Source organism: Microcoleus sp. AT3-A2 (assembly GCF_036705685.1).
GTDB lineage: Bacteria > Cyanobacteriota > Cyanobacteriia > Cyanobacteriales > Microcoleaceae > Microcoleus.
Genome location: NZ_JAUBVF010000050.1, coordinates 33,438 through 47,326, shown reverse-complemented (window position 1 = coordinate 47,326; position 13,889 = coordinate 33,438). Strand labels below are relative to the sequence as shown.

At 45.5% G+C, this 13,889-nt stretch carries 15 protein-coding genes and 1 pseudogene; 6 read left to right on the top strand and 10 right to left on the bottom strand.

Features of this window, described 5'->3' with window-relative positions:
- Both QUB37_RS22515 and QUB37_RS22510 read left to right on the top strand, forming a co-directional pair.
- The coding region (locus QUB37_RS22515) for an IS1 family transposase (RefSeq protein WP_333166314.1) at positions 1-262 on the top strand (262 nt) is incomplete at its 5' end.
- Between the two features lie 87 nt (positions 263-349).
- On the top strand, positions 350-574 hold the full coding sequence (locus QUB37_RS22510; RefSeq protein WP_333166312.1) for a hypothetical protein: 225 nt from the start codon (positions 350-352) through the stop codon (positions 572-574).
- Positions 575-693: 119 nt separating this feature from the next.
- On the opposite strand, the pseudogene QUB37_RS22505 reads toward QUB37_RS22510, so the two are convergent.
- Both QUB37_RS22505 and QUB37_RS29910 read right to left on the bottom strand, forming a co-directional pair.
- Positions 694-1,767 (bottom strand): annotated as a pseudogene (locus tag QUB37_RS22505) (IS630 family transposase).
- 161 nt (positions 1,768-1,928) lie between these two features.
- Positions 1,929-2,123 carry a winged helix-turn-helix domain-containing protein gene (locus QUB37_RS29910; protein ID WP_445300051.1) on the bottom strand — a complete coding sequence of 65 codons (195 nt, stop codon included), beginning with the start codon at positions 2,121-2,123 and terminating at the stop codon, positions 1,929-1,931.
- 964 nt (positions 2,124-3,087) lie between these two features.
- Here QUB37_RS29910 and scpB point away from each other — a divergent pair.
- Both scpB and QUB37_RS22495 read left to right on the top strand, forming a co-directional pair.
- Entirely contained in the window at positions 3,088-3,603 is a 516-nt protein-coding gene (gene scpB, locus QUB37_RS22500) for an SMC-Scp complex subunit ScpB (RefSeq protein ID WP_333065039.1), read from the top strand.
- A gap of 42 nt (positions 3,604-3,645) precedes the next feature.
- Positions 3,646-3,996, top strand: a complete 351-nt coding sequence (locus QUB37_RS22495; RefSeq protein WP_333166310.1) for a DUF760 domain-containing protein — start codon at positions 3,646-3,648, stop codon at positions 3,994-3,996.
- Positions 3,997-4,302: 306 nt separating this feature from the next.
- On the opposite strand, the gene QUB37_RS22490 is transcribed toward QUB37_RS22495, so the two are convergent.
- Entirely contained in the window at positions 4,303-5,523 is a 1,221-nt protein-coding gene (locus tag QUB37_RS22490; RefSeq protein WP_333166307.1) for an HhoA/HhoB/HtrA family serine endopeptidase, read from the bottom strand.
- 304 nt (positions 5,524-5,827) lie between these two features.
- On the opposite strand from QUB37_RS22490, the gene QUB37_RS22485 reads away from it, so the two are divergent.
- Positions 5,828-6,751 (top strand): M23 family metallopeptidase, encoded by a 924-nt coding sequence (locus QUB37_RS22485; RefSeq protein WP_333166304.1) that lies wholly within the window; start codon positions 5,828-5,830, stop codon positions 6,749-6,751.
- A 68-nt stretch (positions 6,752-6,819) separates the two neighbouring features.
- Positions 6,820-7,098 (top strand): hypothetical protein, encoded by a 279-nt coding sequence (locus QUB37_RS22480; protein WP_333166303.1) that lies wholly within the window; start codon positions 6,820-6,822, stop codon positions 7,096-7,098.
- Positions 7,099-7,307: 209 nt separating this feature from the next.
- Here QUB37_RS22480 and QUB37_RS22475 read toward each other — a convergent pair whose 3' ends face one another.
- The 7 genes from QUB37_RS22475 to purQ form a co-directional block, all read right to left on the bottom strand.
- Positions 7,308-7,655 (bottom strand): type II toxin-antitoxin system PemK/MazF family toxin, encoded by a 348-nt coding sequence (locus tag QUB37_RS22475; RefSeq protein WP_333157691.1) that lies wholly within the window; start codon positions 7,653-7,655, stop codon positions 7,308-7,310.
- Positions 7,652-7,891, bottom strand: coding sequence for a hypothetical protein (locus QUB37_RS22470; RefSeq protein ID WP_333166300.1), 240 nt, complete (start codon positions 7,889-7,891; stop codon positions 7,652-7,654). The genes QUB37_RS22475 and QUB37_RS22470 overlap by 4 nt, the downstream gene beginning before the upstream one ends.
- Positions 7,892-7,913: 22 nt before the next feature.
- Positions 7,914-8,048 (bottom strand): hypothetical protein, encoded by a 135-nt coding sequence (locus tag QUB37_RS22465; RefSeq protein ID WP_333166298.1) that lies wholly within the window; start codon positions 8,046-8,048, stop codon positions 7,914-7,916.
- 209 nt (positions 8,049-8,257) lie between these two features.
- Complete coding sequence (locus QUB37_RS22460; protein ID WP_333166297.1) at positions 8,258-9,712, bottom strand: beta-propeller domain-containing protein; 1,455 nt, start codon at positions 9,710-9,712, stop codon at positions 8,258-8,260.
- Positions 9,705-11,750, bottom strand: a complete 2,046-nt coding sequence (locus QUB37_RS22455) for an ATP-binding protein (RefSeq protein ID WP_333166294.1) — start codon at positions 11,748-11,750, stop codon at positions 9,705-9,707. Before QUB37_RS22455 ends, QUB37_RS22460 begins: the two co-directional genes overlap by 8 nt.
- 138 nt (positions 11,751-11,888) lie before the next feature.
- Positions 11,889-12,692 carry a DUF4058 family protein gene (locus QUB37_RS22450; RefSeq protein ID WP_333166291.1) on the bottom strand — a complete coding sequence of 268 codons (804 nt, stop codon included), beginning with the start codon at positions 12,690-12,692 and terminating at the stop codon, positions 11,889-11,891.
- 257 nt (positions 12,693-12,949) lie between these two features.
- A complete protein-coding gene (gene purQ, locus QUB37_RS22445; protein ID WP_333166288.1) occupies positions 12,950-13,651 on the bottom strand; it encodes a phosphoribosylformylglycinamidine synthase subunit PurQ in 702 nt (233 codons plus the stop codon).
- Positions 13,652-13,889: the final 238 nt, after the last annotated feature.

Below are 13,889 nucleotides of genomic sequence, written 5' to 3'. Positions count from 1 at the left end.
AATACCACCAGTGTACCGTCAATGTGCAGTAATTTATACAGACCATTGGAGTGCTTATGATTCTGTATTGCCAAGCATTCGTCATCAAAGTGTAGATAAAGACAGTGGTTTGACTAGCTATATCGAGCGCTTCAACTGTACTCTTCGACAAAGAGTTTCTCGACTGGTAAGAAAGAGCTTAGCCTTCTCTAAAAAATTAGAAAATCATATTGCTGCAATTTGGCGCTTCGTACATCATTACAATGCTAGTTTACAACTCTAAATGCCTACTTTTCTTTGAATTCAGTTTTATTCTCTCGATCCTTTCCTTCAGGGGACTACCAGTGGCGGCATCTGGTAAAATAAACGAATGAAAAAGCCCGCAGCCACCAGACAGAAAGAAAAAATCCAAATCGAGCAGTTGAGCCAAGCTGAACTGGTAGAACTGGTAATGGGGCTGCAAAAAATAATTGAAGAATTGCAAGAAAAACTAGCCATTGCTACGGGAAAAAGTCAAACCACCAGTCAGACTTCTTCAATACCTCCATCAACGGATCTCATCCAAAAACCCGAGAAAGCAACAGTCAAACCATAAGCAGACCAAAAAAAGAAACCAGGTGGACAACCAGGTCATGAGGGAAAAACCCGAAAAGGGTTTGGACGAGTAGACAGAACCGAAATTAGCTCACCCAGCATCTGTCTTATACCATTTTTTTAAAGATGTGATAGAGATAAAGAATTTAAAATCCACGACCATCCGGTAAGAAAACCAATGACACGATCGGTGAAAGATGCCAAAATTTCCTTGACTTTTGTGCGGAGTTCGTCAAGATTACTAAACACCGACTTTCGCTAAAAAATCTTTCAGATATTCCCACACTCTTTCTGTCGGATTTACTTCGGGACAAGCCGGAGGCTGAAATAGTAAAATAACCTTGTCTGGTAATTCAGATCAGTCCAACTTATGAGCGGGTGCGTTATCAACTTGAATAATGTGTAATTCATGAGGATATTGTATTGACAAAAGTTGTAAATATGCTTCAAAACAAACTTTGTCTAAATGCGAAAACTCCCAAAAAAAACTCTTTCCAGTAGCGATTGATACTGCCCCATACAGCCAAAAACACTCAAATTTCCATTGATGCTCCCCGATGGGCTTTACGCCTGAAAGCGTCAGCTTGCGCCGACTTTATTGTATGGAGTCCTAGTCGAGTTTCATCGCTACACCCATAAGTGACTTTTTTATATTTGTTTACTTGAGGTAAAGCTTTCTCTAGTAGAGCTTTTATCTGTTGATGTAAGTTATTTTTAAATTCATTAATTGCCGTAGATTTCTGAGAAACACTGCGAGGTCTGGGAATTTTTAATTTACTTTTTAATTCCCCTCTCACTAAAGAATATACAGCCGGGTAACTACTGGCTATTCCTTTAATCAACCATAACCAAAGATGAACTTCTTTATAACTCTTAAATCCTTCGGGATCTCTCAACTCTTGTTGCAAGGTCGCTGCTATTTCAACTGAGAACTTTTTTGGGCTACCGAAAACCTGCCTATTTTTTAACAAATTTTCCAGACCGTCCTTTCTCTATTGGGAGAGCCAGCGATGAATCGTTGCCTCACTTTTACCTAAAACTGCGGATACTTCCCGCACAGTTTCTACTTGTTTTGACTGAAATAAATAAAGCATTTAGACTTTGTTATAAGCAAGGATTCTTTGCAAGTTGTTTGAGGATTTCTCGTAATTTTTCTCCAGATTCGGTAATCTTTATATGAGGACGAACAGACATTGTAATTCTCTCCTTTACTTTTTACACAAGTCTATCACATCTTTAAAAAAATCGTATTAGTATGTACTTGGTCGGTTATATACTGCTAACTCATCAAAGAAGATAATTTTCTACCCAGGCTTTTTCGGGCGCATTTTTTTTAGCATCTTCACAAACTCTTTTTATTTTTTTGGTGAAGCATTCTCGTAATCTCGGTGTGCTTTTTGATGTGATAGATTCAACTTATCTAATATTTCATAGATTTTCGATGTTTTCAACTCTCTTCCGCATCTCTGCTTTATTACGAATGCTATAATTTTTCGGGTCCAGATTTCTCGGTCTATTCCATACTTAGTTGGCCTATCGTTCAATACCATTTCTTTGATATTCTGCTGCCGCTCAGGATTAAGCCTCTCTTTCACTTGATGCTTGATTGGCTCCACTAGCCATTCTAATCCTGGATCTAGATATTTACCAATCCATTTGGCTATGGTTCAATCTGTAGAGCCTACTAATTTATTTGGCTACTTCCCCTCGACTTTTTCCTCACTTAGATACCTGATTGCTGATAGTCTTTGTCGTATATATGCTTGCTGATTCTTGTAATATAGTCGCTGCCACTGCTTTTTATCTAGGCTTACTAATCGCAATCTTTGGCTCAGATTCATTGATATTTTCCTCGCTTTTTTTTAATAGCATTTTCTGTACTCTTTGAGCGGGAAAGGAGTAGATAATATGGCAATGACGAGAATGTCTTTCAGTAGGTGGCGTTTGGTTCGGTTCACTCTTGGGTCGGGTACGTCGTCAAAATAACTTGACAAGCTCCCTTGTAACTCTTGCATGGAAATAGGTTGGGGCGGGTTTTGTGGTTGCTTTGATTTAGGCGTTGCGAAAACTGGCGCGAATCCTTGATTCATTGAGTTTTACCCACCGCGCCGGGCGACTTAGCTTTTAAGACATTATAGTATCGCTAATACCTAAATCTCCCATCCTCTATAGTCGTAATTTTGTCAAGTACAATTTATACCCAATTAGATGAGCTTACCCTGGTCATCTGTATTGGTTGATATATCTTACCATAAGCTCAGGAGAGCCAGAAACGTTATATATTTCTGCGTTTCGGAATGATATAAAAAAAGAAAATTGAAAGTTTTGGTTTTGTTTCTCAACCTAACCTACACTATTAATAATTTGTGTGAGGGGAATGTTTATTCCTAACTCCCATTATTCACGACACGGAAGTTACGGAAATACGGATAACTGTTGTTTTCCTGAGTCCTTCTTCTTCCTTGCTTCTTCTTTTTTCTTTCAACGTCCCAATTCCTCGTTACTAATTCCCAAATGACTCGCTTAGCCACAACAATAGAAGCCATACTTTACTTAAAAGGTCAGCCAGTGTCGATCGCAGAAATTGCCGAGATTGCCAAGTGCGATCGAGCCGAAGCCGAAGACGCCATCATCGAACTCATGTCTGACTCGTCCCACCGTGACAGTGCATTAGAAGTCGTCGAAACCCCCACAGGATACAGCCTGCAACTCAGAGAAGAGTTTGCCAGTTTAATGCAAACTTTAATACCTCCAGAATTAGGTGTGGGAGCTTTGCGGACGCTGGCTGCGATCGCCCTCAAAGGCGGCATCGCTCAGCCAGATTTAGTTAACTTGCGAGGTTCAGGAGCTTACCAACAAGTGCAGGAACTTGTAGAAATGGGTTTCGTCCGCAAACGGCGATCGGCTGAGGGGCGGTCGTATTGGTTACAAGTTACCGAGAAATTTCATCGGTACTTTCAAGTAGACCAACTGCCAAAACAATTGCAAATTGACTTTCAGGCAAATTTGTACCCAAGCAATGACGAGTAGTTTGAAGTAGAATGTAACCAGCCAGAAATTAAGAATCGCCAAATGGTTTTTCACCCTGACTTTGACACATCCAACAATGCCCAACAAACCGCAGTCAATCCACTGCTGAAGTACCTCCAACACCAATCCCCGGAGGTTCTAGCCCGCGTCGCCAAGTCCGTCAGCTCCGACATCAGAGAAATAATCTCTCATAACGTTCAAGGACTTGTCGGCGTGTTGCCTTCAGAAAATTTTAACGTCGAAATTACCACCGATCGCGAAAACTTAGCAGGTTTGCTAGCTTCAGCGATGATGACAGGCTATTTTTTGAGGCAAATGGAGCAGAGGATGCACCTAGAAGAAAATTTAGCAAGCACCAGCTCGATTCAACCCAACTCACCCAAAGACAAGTAAAAAGATCAACGGGTAGAGGAAGCCAGAAAGATGAAAGTTGTTCCGAAAAACCCATAATCCTGAATCGTGGAGGCACAGGGAATTAAGAAACCGGGCTGTTAACCGGGTATCCCTCGCGCTACACCGAGGATTTTGGTAAAAAAACCCGGTTCCTGCGTCCAGGACTATAAAGCATCAGATTTATCTTTCATCCTCCACCGTTTGCACATAAATACCAGTTTCACACAAGAATGCAACTGTAAGTAAGCTCCAAATCCTTATCCCGTAAGTCATTCCCAATTCTTTAATCGAAAATCGGAAATGGTATTAGCCACCGGCGGAGCTACCCGATAGGGGAAAAGCACCCGGACGTACTTTAATTTTCTGAACTTGACCCAAACGGTTAATTTCCAGCTCGAGTTCTTTGCCCACAACCGTGTTTTCCACCCGTTCTTGCACGTCACCGGGCGTGTTAACCCCAATTCCGTCAACTTTTTGAATGACATCTCCGGCGCGCAAGTCGGCTTTTTGAGCGGGGGAATTTTCCACGACTCGCGTCACGGCTACGCCTTGATCGAGGGTAATTTTATTATTATCGAGCTGTTTGTTGAGTTCTGCCTTGGTGGCGGCAGTCAAGCTGACCATTTGAATGCCGAGATAGGGATGTTCGGCTCTACCTTTGGCGAATAACTGATCGGAAATTCGTTTGGCGGTTTCGATCGGAATTGCAAATCCCAAGCCCTGAGCGTCGGCGCGAATGGCGGTATTGATGCCAATTACTTCGCCTTGGTCATTGAGCAGGGGGCCGCCTGAATTGCCGGGGTTGATGGCGGCGTCGGTTTGGATGAAGCGGACTCGCTTGTCGGGGATGCCGACTTGGGAACTCGATCGACCCGTAGCGCTGATAATGCCCACAGTCACGGTATTGTCGAGACCTAAAGGATTGCCGATCGCGATCGCCCACTGTCCCGGTACAATATTGTCCGATCGACCCAAAGCCACCTGCGGCAGTTCCTTAGCATTAATCTTAACCACAGCGACATCCGTCAGCGGATCGACTCCCTGCACCTTACCCTCAAACTCGCGGCCGTCTTTGAGCGTCACCTTGACAGTATCCGTCCCGGAGACAACGTGAGCATTAGTAACGATGCGGCCGTCCGAAGTGAGAATAAACCCGGAACCCGTACCTCTCTTGACTCGTTCTTCCGGCTGCGGCAAATTCTCCCCAAAAAACCGACGAAACAACGGATTTTTGAATGCTTCGGGCACTTGATTCGCCACCTTGCTGGAGGCGTCAATCCGCACTACAGCCGGGCCGACTTTTTCGGCTGCTTCAGCAATAAAATTGGGATTGCTGCGATCGACCGCCCGATTTTCCAGAACTGGAGGAGACGCATAGGGGGGGATTTGCTGGCGTACTACTGGCAAAACCAATCCGGTTTCCAGATTGTTTGAGCCTTGCAGATAGCGATTTCCCAACCATCCCATACCTCCGCCGATTGACAGCAGAGTCACATAAAGGGTCGCTTGCTTAAAAGATAAACTCATTTAATAACTCCCGCTAAATACCTCATCCCCGCAGACAGGTTCCGAATCAAGCATTTTTGTCTTGGCGACGGGAAGGAAGCGGGGCGGGGCGTACCGCTTCCTCAAGAACATAGCTGTTAACAGGCAGGGGCCCATCGGCATCACAGGCAATTTTGCCGGATTTGCCAAGAGCGAATCAAACTAATAATTCTCATCCTAACTTGGCTTAGCCTGGGATTTACAGTCTGGGGGGTGGCTAGAGCTTGTAAATATGCAGCTTCACAGGATTTTAAAATTGTCAACTGTCCGAAATGAATACTTTTTTATGTACATAATGACTTTGAAACGCTTATTTCCGCTGATTTTTGCATTAATTTGGTCGATCGCACCCGTTGGGAAAACGGCGGCAAATACCGAAATCCCACCTGCAAATCTTCCTTTAGGTACACCTGTAGAAAACCCCGACCCCGCCCGCGATTGCCCCAGTCCGGCTATGTCTCGGTTGCGCCGCCACACTGTGGCCCAGGGCGAAACAATAGAAAGCATCGCGTGGCAGTACAATGTGAGTCCTGCGGCGCTGATCGGGATAAATCCGATGTTGCGGGGCGGTGGAGTATCTGCTGGAAGTGCGATCGTCATTCCTCCGTACAGTGGCAGGGAGGTAGAAGTGCCTGCGGGCTGGAATTGGCAAAAACTGGCAGAAGCTTACAAAGTGCCCGCAGATTTGCTATTTGAGGCGAATGGGTGCAGGCCTTTGGGGAAAACCGTGTTTGTGCCAGCGGTGAATAGGTCGATCGGGCCTTCTATCAATCCCGATGCAACGCCATCGGTGGAAGGATTTCCGCTGCCCGCCCCAGCAGTAGAAGCTTTGCGTTACGGGCGGCAATTGCATCCGGCGCGGCGCGAATTTTTTTTCCACAGCGGCGTAGATTTTTTGGCGTCGGAGGGTACGCAGGTTTTGGCGGCGGGCGAAGGGACTGTCGCCTTTGCCGGGCCACAGGGGGATTACGGGAATTTAGTGGTGGTGAACCATGAAGCGGGGAAGCAAACGCGCTACGCTCATTTGAAAGATATTGCGGTAAAAGTCGGTCAAAAAGTGCTGTCTGGAGAAGTTTTGGGAACTGTGGGGACGACGGGAAAACGGGACATTCCGCCATCTCATTTGCATTTTGAAGTTCGGTACAATTCGGGTTTGGGTTGGGTTGCTGAAGACCCGCTGCTTTATTTGCAAGCGACTATTAAAAAATAGGATTGTTAGTTTGCTGGGGGGGTGACAACCCACCCCAAATTCAGACACGGTAAGGATTGAGCTGTGTTGTGGTAAAAAAAGATAGGCAGCAGAATTATTACACGATTGCCTATTCCCAAAAATATGTTACCAACATTTTACCAGACTCACTTACAAAAACAACTGACGCAAACCCCGTTTATTTTACTCACAATCTTTTTGAACCTGATACAATCCGAGAAACAAGTAACGATCGCACTAATCGGGTTCCCATTAATCACTTATTGTTGAACAAATTATTGCCCGATCGCACATTTCTCTCAAATTCGATCGCCCTGAAACCGACTGAAAATTTGTCTGCTTTGTGACACAGCCCGCCGGGGGTTTCAACCCCTGGCGGACTCGGCAACGAACCAACTAACCCCTGGCGCGGACTAACTAACGGACTAACAAATCAAATTCGATGGCCCCCATCAATCCAAAAAAACCCGATCGCCCATCCACAAAAACCGATCGCCCCTTTCCCTAAAAGTCGATCCAAATACTATCTATGAAAAATAAAAATCGCTCGCTCTTTTTAAGGCAAGTAACCCAAGGTAAATAATATGATATTTTCTAATTGTACCAGTATCTCTGGATTGACTTCACCAATTTTATTTCGCAATCTTGTTTTATCCAAAACTCGCAGTTGATGGCACAATGCCACAGAATCTTGAGTTAATCCTCCCTCGCCGCCGGGAATCAAGACACAGGAAGGAAGAGATGCACGGCGCAGATTTGTGGTGAGAGGAATACTGATAACAGTAGTTGTGTATCTCGAAATTGTATCGTTTTGAAAAATAATTGTGGGACGCACGCCTGCTTGTTCGGAACCTTGTGTGGGATCGAGGTTGGCAATCCAGATTTCACCTCGTCTGATTGTCATGCCAAATCCTCATGTTTGAGGAGTTCTGAATATTCCCTGATTCCGAGTTCCGCCAGTTGTCGGTCTTCTTCGGCAAATTCGCTGTAGAGTGCAGCTAAGTTAGTTTCATCGATCGCAGGAATAGTCACTAATCTGGCACGGAATTTCAGGAAGCTAATAAATTCAAATACTTGTTGGAGTTGTTCTCGATCGAACTTTTCTAATTCTTGTTGGATTAACTCTCTCATGACATTCATTTTTGTTGTCAAGTTTTCTGTATTATAGCCCGATCGCCCATCCACCAAAAACTCTATTGCACATAAACCCAAAAACCAGATCGCACATTTCTCTCAAATTCGATCGCCCCTCCACAAAAAACCCGATCGCCCCTCCACAAAAAACCCGATCGCCCATCCACAAAAAACCCGGCGGTTGAAACCGCGGCTACACAGACAAAACCCGACGAAAGCGGGTTGAAGATTTCAGCCGATGATTTTCACTCTCCGAATACCCTCTTCGTCCGCGTAGGCGGACATCGTTTGTGTAGACGCGGTTTCCAACCGCCGGGATTTCAACCGCCGAGGATTTCAAATTAGCTCGCCCCTCCAAACACAAAAATTCGATTATCGCCCGCTGCTAACTCCCTCCAAACGCAGGAAATGCACCCGACCGGATAAATCGCCCGCTACAACAGTCACTCCATCAGGCGCAAAAGCACAGCCAGAAAACGCACCTTCTCCGCTGAAACTAGCAACCTCTTTACCTGTGAGCAAATCCCAGATTTTCAGGGTTCTATCATCGGAAGCGGAAATCGCTGTTTTACCGTCTGGTGCGAGATCCACTGCTTTTACCCTGTCACTATGACCCGTGAGAGTTTTCAGTTCCCGGCCTGTCTCGGTGTTCCAGATTTTCAGGGTTTCATCATAAGAAGCGGAAATCGCTGTTTTTCCGTCGGGTGCGATCGCCACTGCATTTACCCCCCAACTATGATCCGTGAGAGTTTTCAGTTCAGAGCCTGTCTCGGTGTCCCAGATTTTCAGGGTTCTATCCCCTGATGCGGAAATCGCTGTTTTTCCGTCGGGTGTGATCGCCACTGCAGTTACCCAGTAACTATGACCCGTGAGAGTTTTCAGTTCCCGGCCTGTCTCGGTGTCCCAGATTTTCAGGGTATGATCCCATGAAGCGGAAATCGCTGTTTTTCCGTCGGGTGCGAGATCGACTGCTGTTACCGGGTCACTATGACCGCTGAGAGTTTTCAGTTCAGAGCCTGTCTCGGTGTCCCAGATTTTCAGGGTATGATCCCCTGATGCGGAAATCGCTGTTTTACCGTCGGGTGCGATCGCCACTGCATATACCAAGTTAGTATGACCCGTGAGAGTTTTCAGTTCCAGGCCTGTCTCGGTGTCCCAGATTTTCAGGGTTTCATCCCATGAAGCGGAAATCGCTGTTTTACCGTCGGGTGCGATCGCCACTGCATATACCGATTTACTATGACCCGTGAGAGTTTTCAGTTCGCAGCCTGTCTCGGTGTCCCAGATTTTCAGGGTTTTATCATTGGAAGCGGAAATCGCTGTTTTACCGTCGGGTGCGATCGCCACTGCTGTTACCCCCCAACTATGACCGACAAGCGTCCGCAGCGCACCCTCATTTGCCCTTTCCAGATTAGGCTTCAAAGGCCACAGGCAGGAACTATTTCTCGACTGCTTAGCTTGTTTCACGACCCCCTGAATTTCAGGTGTTTCAAAATCCACCAACCGACTCCACAAATGCCCTGCAAGCTGAGTTTTATCCTTATCCAAAATGTGCGCCGACTTGCGAATTGCCCCCTGAATCAACTTCAGCGTTTCCGCTTGCCCCTCCGCCAGCAAAACATCAGAAACTCTCGCCAAATCGTAATCATCAATTAACGCTTGAACCCCCACCGCATCCAACTTCGCCTCAATAAAATCAAAATCCGTCAACAACTGATGCAGCCGTTCCCCTTGAACACTCTCAACCAAATGTCCCGGCAGAGTTTCCAAAGCATAAAGCCGCTTTTTCGGCGACAGTTTCCCCAACCGTTCTTTAAAATTACTCATCGCCGTACAAATCCTCCCACAAATTATCAGAAATCGCCGTTTCAATATCCGGCAGCGAAACCCCAGCTTTCTGCACTACATCCTTACGATGCAGAAATCTTTGGAAACTCGCGTGATAGATACTGTAATCAGGAGGACTATCACCGCTACGGCGCAGAAACTGTTCCCAATCATCAAGAACTTCCTGCACATCCAAGGCATCTTCCTCAGCAAAATCAGCCAAAATATCGCAGGAAACCGGCTTGCGAGTTTTGGTCAACAAATAAATCACCTTCAACTTCCGGCGGCGCAATTCTTTATCTTTAACCGCCATTTCCATCCGCGCCCAATGCTTCTCATAATATCCTTCCAACTCCCTCGGCAAATCTTGCAAATTCACATCGCTGTACTTGCCGCTATCGATATCATTCAGCACATAGCGCAGGTACATAAAATTATTCTGGCTTTTTTCCGCCACCGCCGCCACAAATTGTTCGCGCTGCAAATTTTGACGGCTAATCCAACTCTGAATTGATGCGCTGTTGCTGGTGCGTTTGTCAATATAAACCTTGACATCCGCCAAACTTTCTGCACTGTACTGCATCAAATCAAAAACCTGATGATTTGGCAAACGCAGAGTTTCCGGCCGCTTCGACACAATAAAATAAACATTATCCGGCAAAGCATCAGGCAAATAGAGGACATTGCTGCCGCGCCCCTGATCGCTCATATCGACTTCATCGAGGGCATCCACAACAAAAACTAACTTTTTTCCGCCCAATTTAGAACTGACTTCCCCCAACAATCGACTGAGAAAATTGCCATCTGTAGTCGCATTTTCTGGCAATTTTGGGTAATCCAGTTTAAAGGCTTGAATTAACTGAGTGCAGGCATTTTCCAGAAATTGCTTTGCCTTAACAGTACCTTGAGATTGCGAGTTAAAATGGACAACACAGCGCCTCTGCATCAGCAGCACTAACTTTGCCATAATTGAACTTTTCCCCACACCAGGATCGGCTTCTAAAACAAAATATCCTTTGGGATTTTTCTGCAAGAATTCGGCAATTGCTTCAAATACAAATCGGCGGCCGGTAAAATCTTGAGTCCGGTCTGCAATAATCGTTTCGCACTCGTAGGGAAGCGGCAATCGGGGCGCGGAAGTATCAACAAATCGTTCCAGCAAATTCTGAACTTGCGCCAAATCGGATCGGATGCCAATTTCTATGGATTCCAATTTCCCCATCACTTGACAAATCTGCTGCCCAGTCGCCACGGCCTCCAATTTGTCCAGAATTTCCCCATTTTGCAGCCCCAAATCTTTGAGTTCGGCCAAAGCAATTTGGTGCAGATTCAACAGCATCGCCGCAAACTTTTCTCCTCCCTTCGCCGCATCCAGTTTCAGCACTTCCCGGTACGCTTTCGGGAAAGTTGCGTACAGTTTGTCCGCCACAAATTCCACGATTTCCGCATCGAAGGATTTGCCCTCGCTGGCGGCGAATTCGTTGACGAAACTTGCCCAATCTGCCGTTGTCAATCCCGTAACTCGATCGAACTCTTCGACATCCGCAGAAAAAATCTTGGTTAACTGGTCTTCGGAAATATTTAAACCCCTTGACAAATCGGCTGTATTCGTGTTAATATCCAGCCAGTATTCAGGAGTTTTCTCGGCTAATTGACTGAGTGCTGTTTCTGGATAAGGCAAATTTTTGGTTTCGGCGATCGCAATTAGGCGATCGGACTTCGCAACCTCTCTCAAAATATAGCCGATCGCCTCACCCGCCGCCTTAATCAAATCGTGATTATCGAGAATCTTCGGATTTTTGCTCAACCCTTCCGTCAGCCGATTTCCGAGGTCATTAGCCGCGATATTCCCCGCTATACCACTAGCAATCGCCGCCAAAATCGAAACTCCCCCAACTGCGATCGAGCCGCCCATCATACCCGCTGCTGCTTGAGTTCCCGGATTGGCGATCGCATTTGAAATAAGTTGCCCGACAGCCATCACCGCACTGCATCCAATTACCCTAGTTTTAAAATTAGCTAAGTTCATTCGCGACATAAAATAAATATTCTTCTTTTAAATAGTTGGTAGTAATTATATCTTGCCGACTGCCGTTTAGTCCGTCGCTGCGAAAATTTCAAGTTAATTTAGAGATTGTCGATCGCGACTAACCCTAGGATATAAAGTAAAATATAATTAATTATCTAGAAGTTCTTTTTCTTGCAAAAGTTGGGTAGCCCAAACCCGATCTTCTTCCGATAGAGACGGTACGGGTTCTAGATTATAGTCGATCCGATAATCATAGCCAGCGCGATCGTAAATGCCTGCAAATATTTCTGGTAAATTAACAATAGGTTCTACATCTTCCTCGCGCAAGGGAAGCGGAAATATAGGTAGAGAATCGCGGAGATTAAAAGCATAAAGTTCGGCAAACGGACGGCGATTACTGGGACTGACTAAAATCCGATAATCGCTTTGAATAGAATTGTTAAGAATCGGCATAGATTCCCATTTTCGTAGTAAATCGATTTCCACTAAATTGGTTAAGCCACCTAAAATGCTCTGGCGTTTTTTGAGATAAGTAATTCTTCCTTCTCCACTACGTTTGTTCACGGGAGAAAGAATCTCAATTGCAGTGACAACTTGTTTAGTTGCCATTTCTCGCACTTCCAAGTAAGTCTGTTTAATTTTTTCAGGAGCAGGCACTTTAACGGTAGTCGGAAGTGTTATACTTACAGTGGCAACTGAACCTGTAGGAATATTCGGGTTATTAGATTGACGCTTAATCGCGACATCGGGGATACCTACTAAAAGGGAGTCGCTGTTACTGTCATTTGGATCGGTAATTTCATAGATGCGTTTGTCGATTGCAACCTCATATTTAGGGCGAATTTGAGGGACTAAGGATGCCGCGATCGCAGAAATTAACCAATGATGAGTTTCCTGCCAGAAATCGGGGTGTTCTAAGTAGGGGTCCATTCCAGGAAAAGGTGAAGGCATAGGACTGTTCTCCAATGTATTGACTTTCAAATCATTTTAGCATTTTTAATTTGGTAGATGCGTCGCTTTAAAGCGAGGCAGAGCCTCTGGATATGGGTTCCCAGACTGGAGGCTGGGAACCAGTTAAAGCTTGTCAAAAACAGGCAGAATGCCTGTTCCACAGTAATTATTGGAGATGTCTATTTGTAGATGAATTTAATCTGTTGTGCAACAGGCATCTTGCCTGTTCCTAAAACCATAGACACCCCAAATATCCACTACAAAACAGCAGCAACACTTGCCATCAATAACCCTTGAAACAATTTCACCCCATCAGTTTCGCCCAACATAGGATCGGATGCCCTCTCAGGATGCGGCATCATTCCTAACACATTGCCTTGGCGATTGCAAATACCGGCAATATTATTTAACGAACCGTTGGGATTGCCAGCATCGCTAATTTTTCCAGCCTCTGTGCAGTAGCGAAACAGCACTTGCTCGTGCTCTTCTAGTTCTGCTAAAGTATCGGCATCGGCATAATAGTTGCCTTCCCCGTGGGCGATCGGCAAATCGATGATTTCACCGGAAGTATAAGCCGCAGTCCAACGAGTATTACCTCGTTCGACTTTCAAAGAAGCGCGATCGCAAATAAAATTCAATCCCGCATTCCGCACCAGAGCACCGGGCAACAAACCAGCTTCAGTCAACACCTGAAAACCGTTGCAGATGCCCAATACAAGTTTACCTTGTTTCGCGTGTTCCGCAGTCGCTTGCATCGCCGGAGAAAAACGGGCGATCGCGCCGCACCGCAAATAATCTCCGTAACTGAAACCACCGGGAATTACAATGATATCAATATCCGAAATATCGGTATCTTCGTGCCAAATCATGCGAGTTGGTTGGTGCAGTAACCCTTGAGTCACCCACACCACATCGCGATCGCAATTTGAACCCGGAAAAACAATAACTCCAAATTTCATAAGCTGAAGGAAGAAGGAAGAGGGAAGAAGGAAGAGGGAAGAAGGAAGAAGGAAGAGGGAAGAGGGAGGAAGGAAGAGGTGTCAACATAAGACTAAAATCTTATGTTTTTCTCCCTTGTATCAAAGTCTCGATCCCCCTAAATCCCCCTTAAGAAGGGGAGTAGGGGTTGACTTTGAGTGCTCCGAGTTTTCGTGTTTTTAACGAAGACTTTGAACGCTCTTGTCCTGGCCTTTTTAA

Bases quoted from the DNA above. Each gene is read 5' to 3' on its own strand.
- QUB37_RS22510 (WP_333166312.1), top strand. From the start codon at position 350: ATGAAAAAGCCCGCAGCCACCAGACAGAAAGAAAAAATCCAAATCGAG.
- QUB37_RS29910 (WP_445300051.1), bottom strand. From the start codon at position 2,123: ATGGTATTGAACGATAGGCCAACTAAGTATGGAATAGACCGAGAAATC.
- scpB (WP_333065039.1), top strand. From the start codon at position 3,088: ATGACTCGCTTAGCCACAACAATAGAAGCCATACTTTACTTAAAAGGT.
- QUB37_RS22495 (WP_333166310.1), top strand. From the start codon at position 3,646: ATGGTTTTTCACCCTGACTTTGACACATCCAACAATGCCCAACAAACC.
- QUB37_RS22490 (WP_333166307.1), bottom strand. From the start codon at position 5,523: ATGAGTTTATCTTTTAAGCAAGCGACCCTTTATGTGACTCTGCTGTCA.
- QUB37_RS22485 (WP_333166304.1), top strand. From the start codon at position 5,828: ATGTACATAATGACTTTGAAACGCTTATTTCCGCTGATTTTTGCATTA.
- QUB37_RS22475 (WP_333157691.1), bottom strand. From the start codon at position 7,655: ATGACAATCAGACGAGGTGAAATCTGGATTGCCAACCTCGATCCCACA.
- QUB37_RS22470 (WP_333166300.1), bottom strand. From the start codon at position 7,891: ATGAATGTCATGAGAGAGTTAATCCAACAAGAATTAGAAAAGTTCGAT.
- QUB37_RS22465 (WP_333166298.1), bottom strand. From the start codon at position 8,048: ATGGGCGATCGGGTTTTTTGTGGAGGGGCGATCGGGTTTTTTGTGGAG.
- QUB37_RS22460 (WP_333166297.1), bottom strand. From the start codon at position 9,712: ATGAGTAATTTTAAAGAACGGTTGGGGAAACTGTCGCCGAAAAAGCGG.
- QUB37_RS22455 (WP_333166294.1), bottom strand. From the start codon at position 11,750: ATGTCGCGAATGAACTTAGCTAATTTTAAAACTAGGGTAATTGGATGC.
- QUB37_RS22450 (WP_333166291.1), bottom strand. From the start codon at position 12,692: ATGCCTTCACCTTTTCCTGGAATGGACCCCTACTTAGAACACCCCGAT.
- purQ (WP_333166288.1), bottom strand. From the start codon at position 13,651: ATGAAATTTGGAGTTATTGTTTTTCCGGGTTCAAATTGCGATCGCGAT.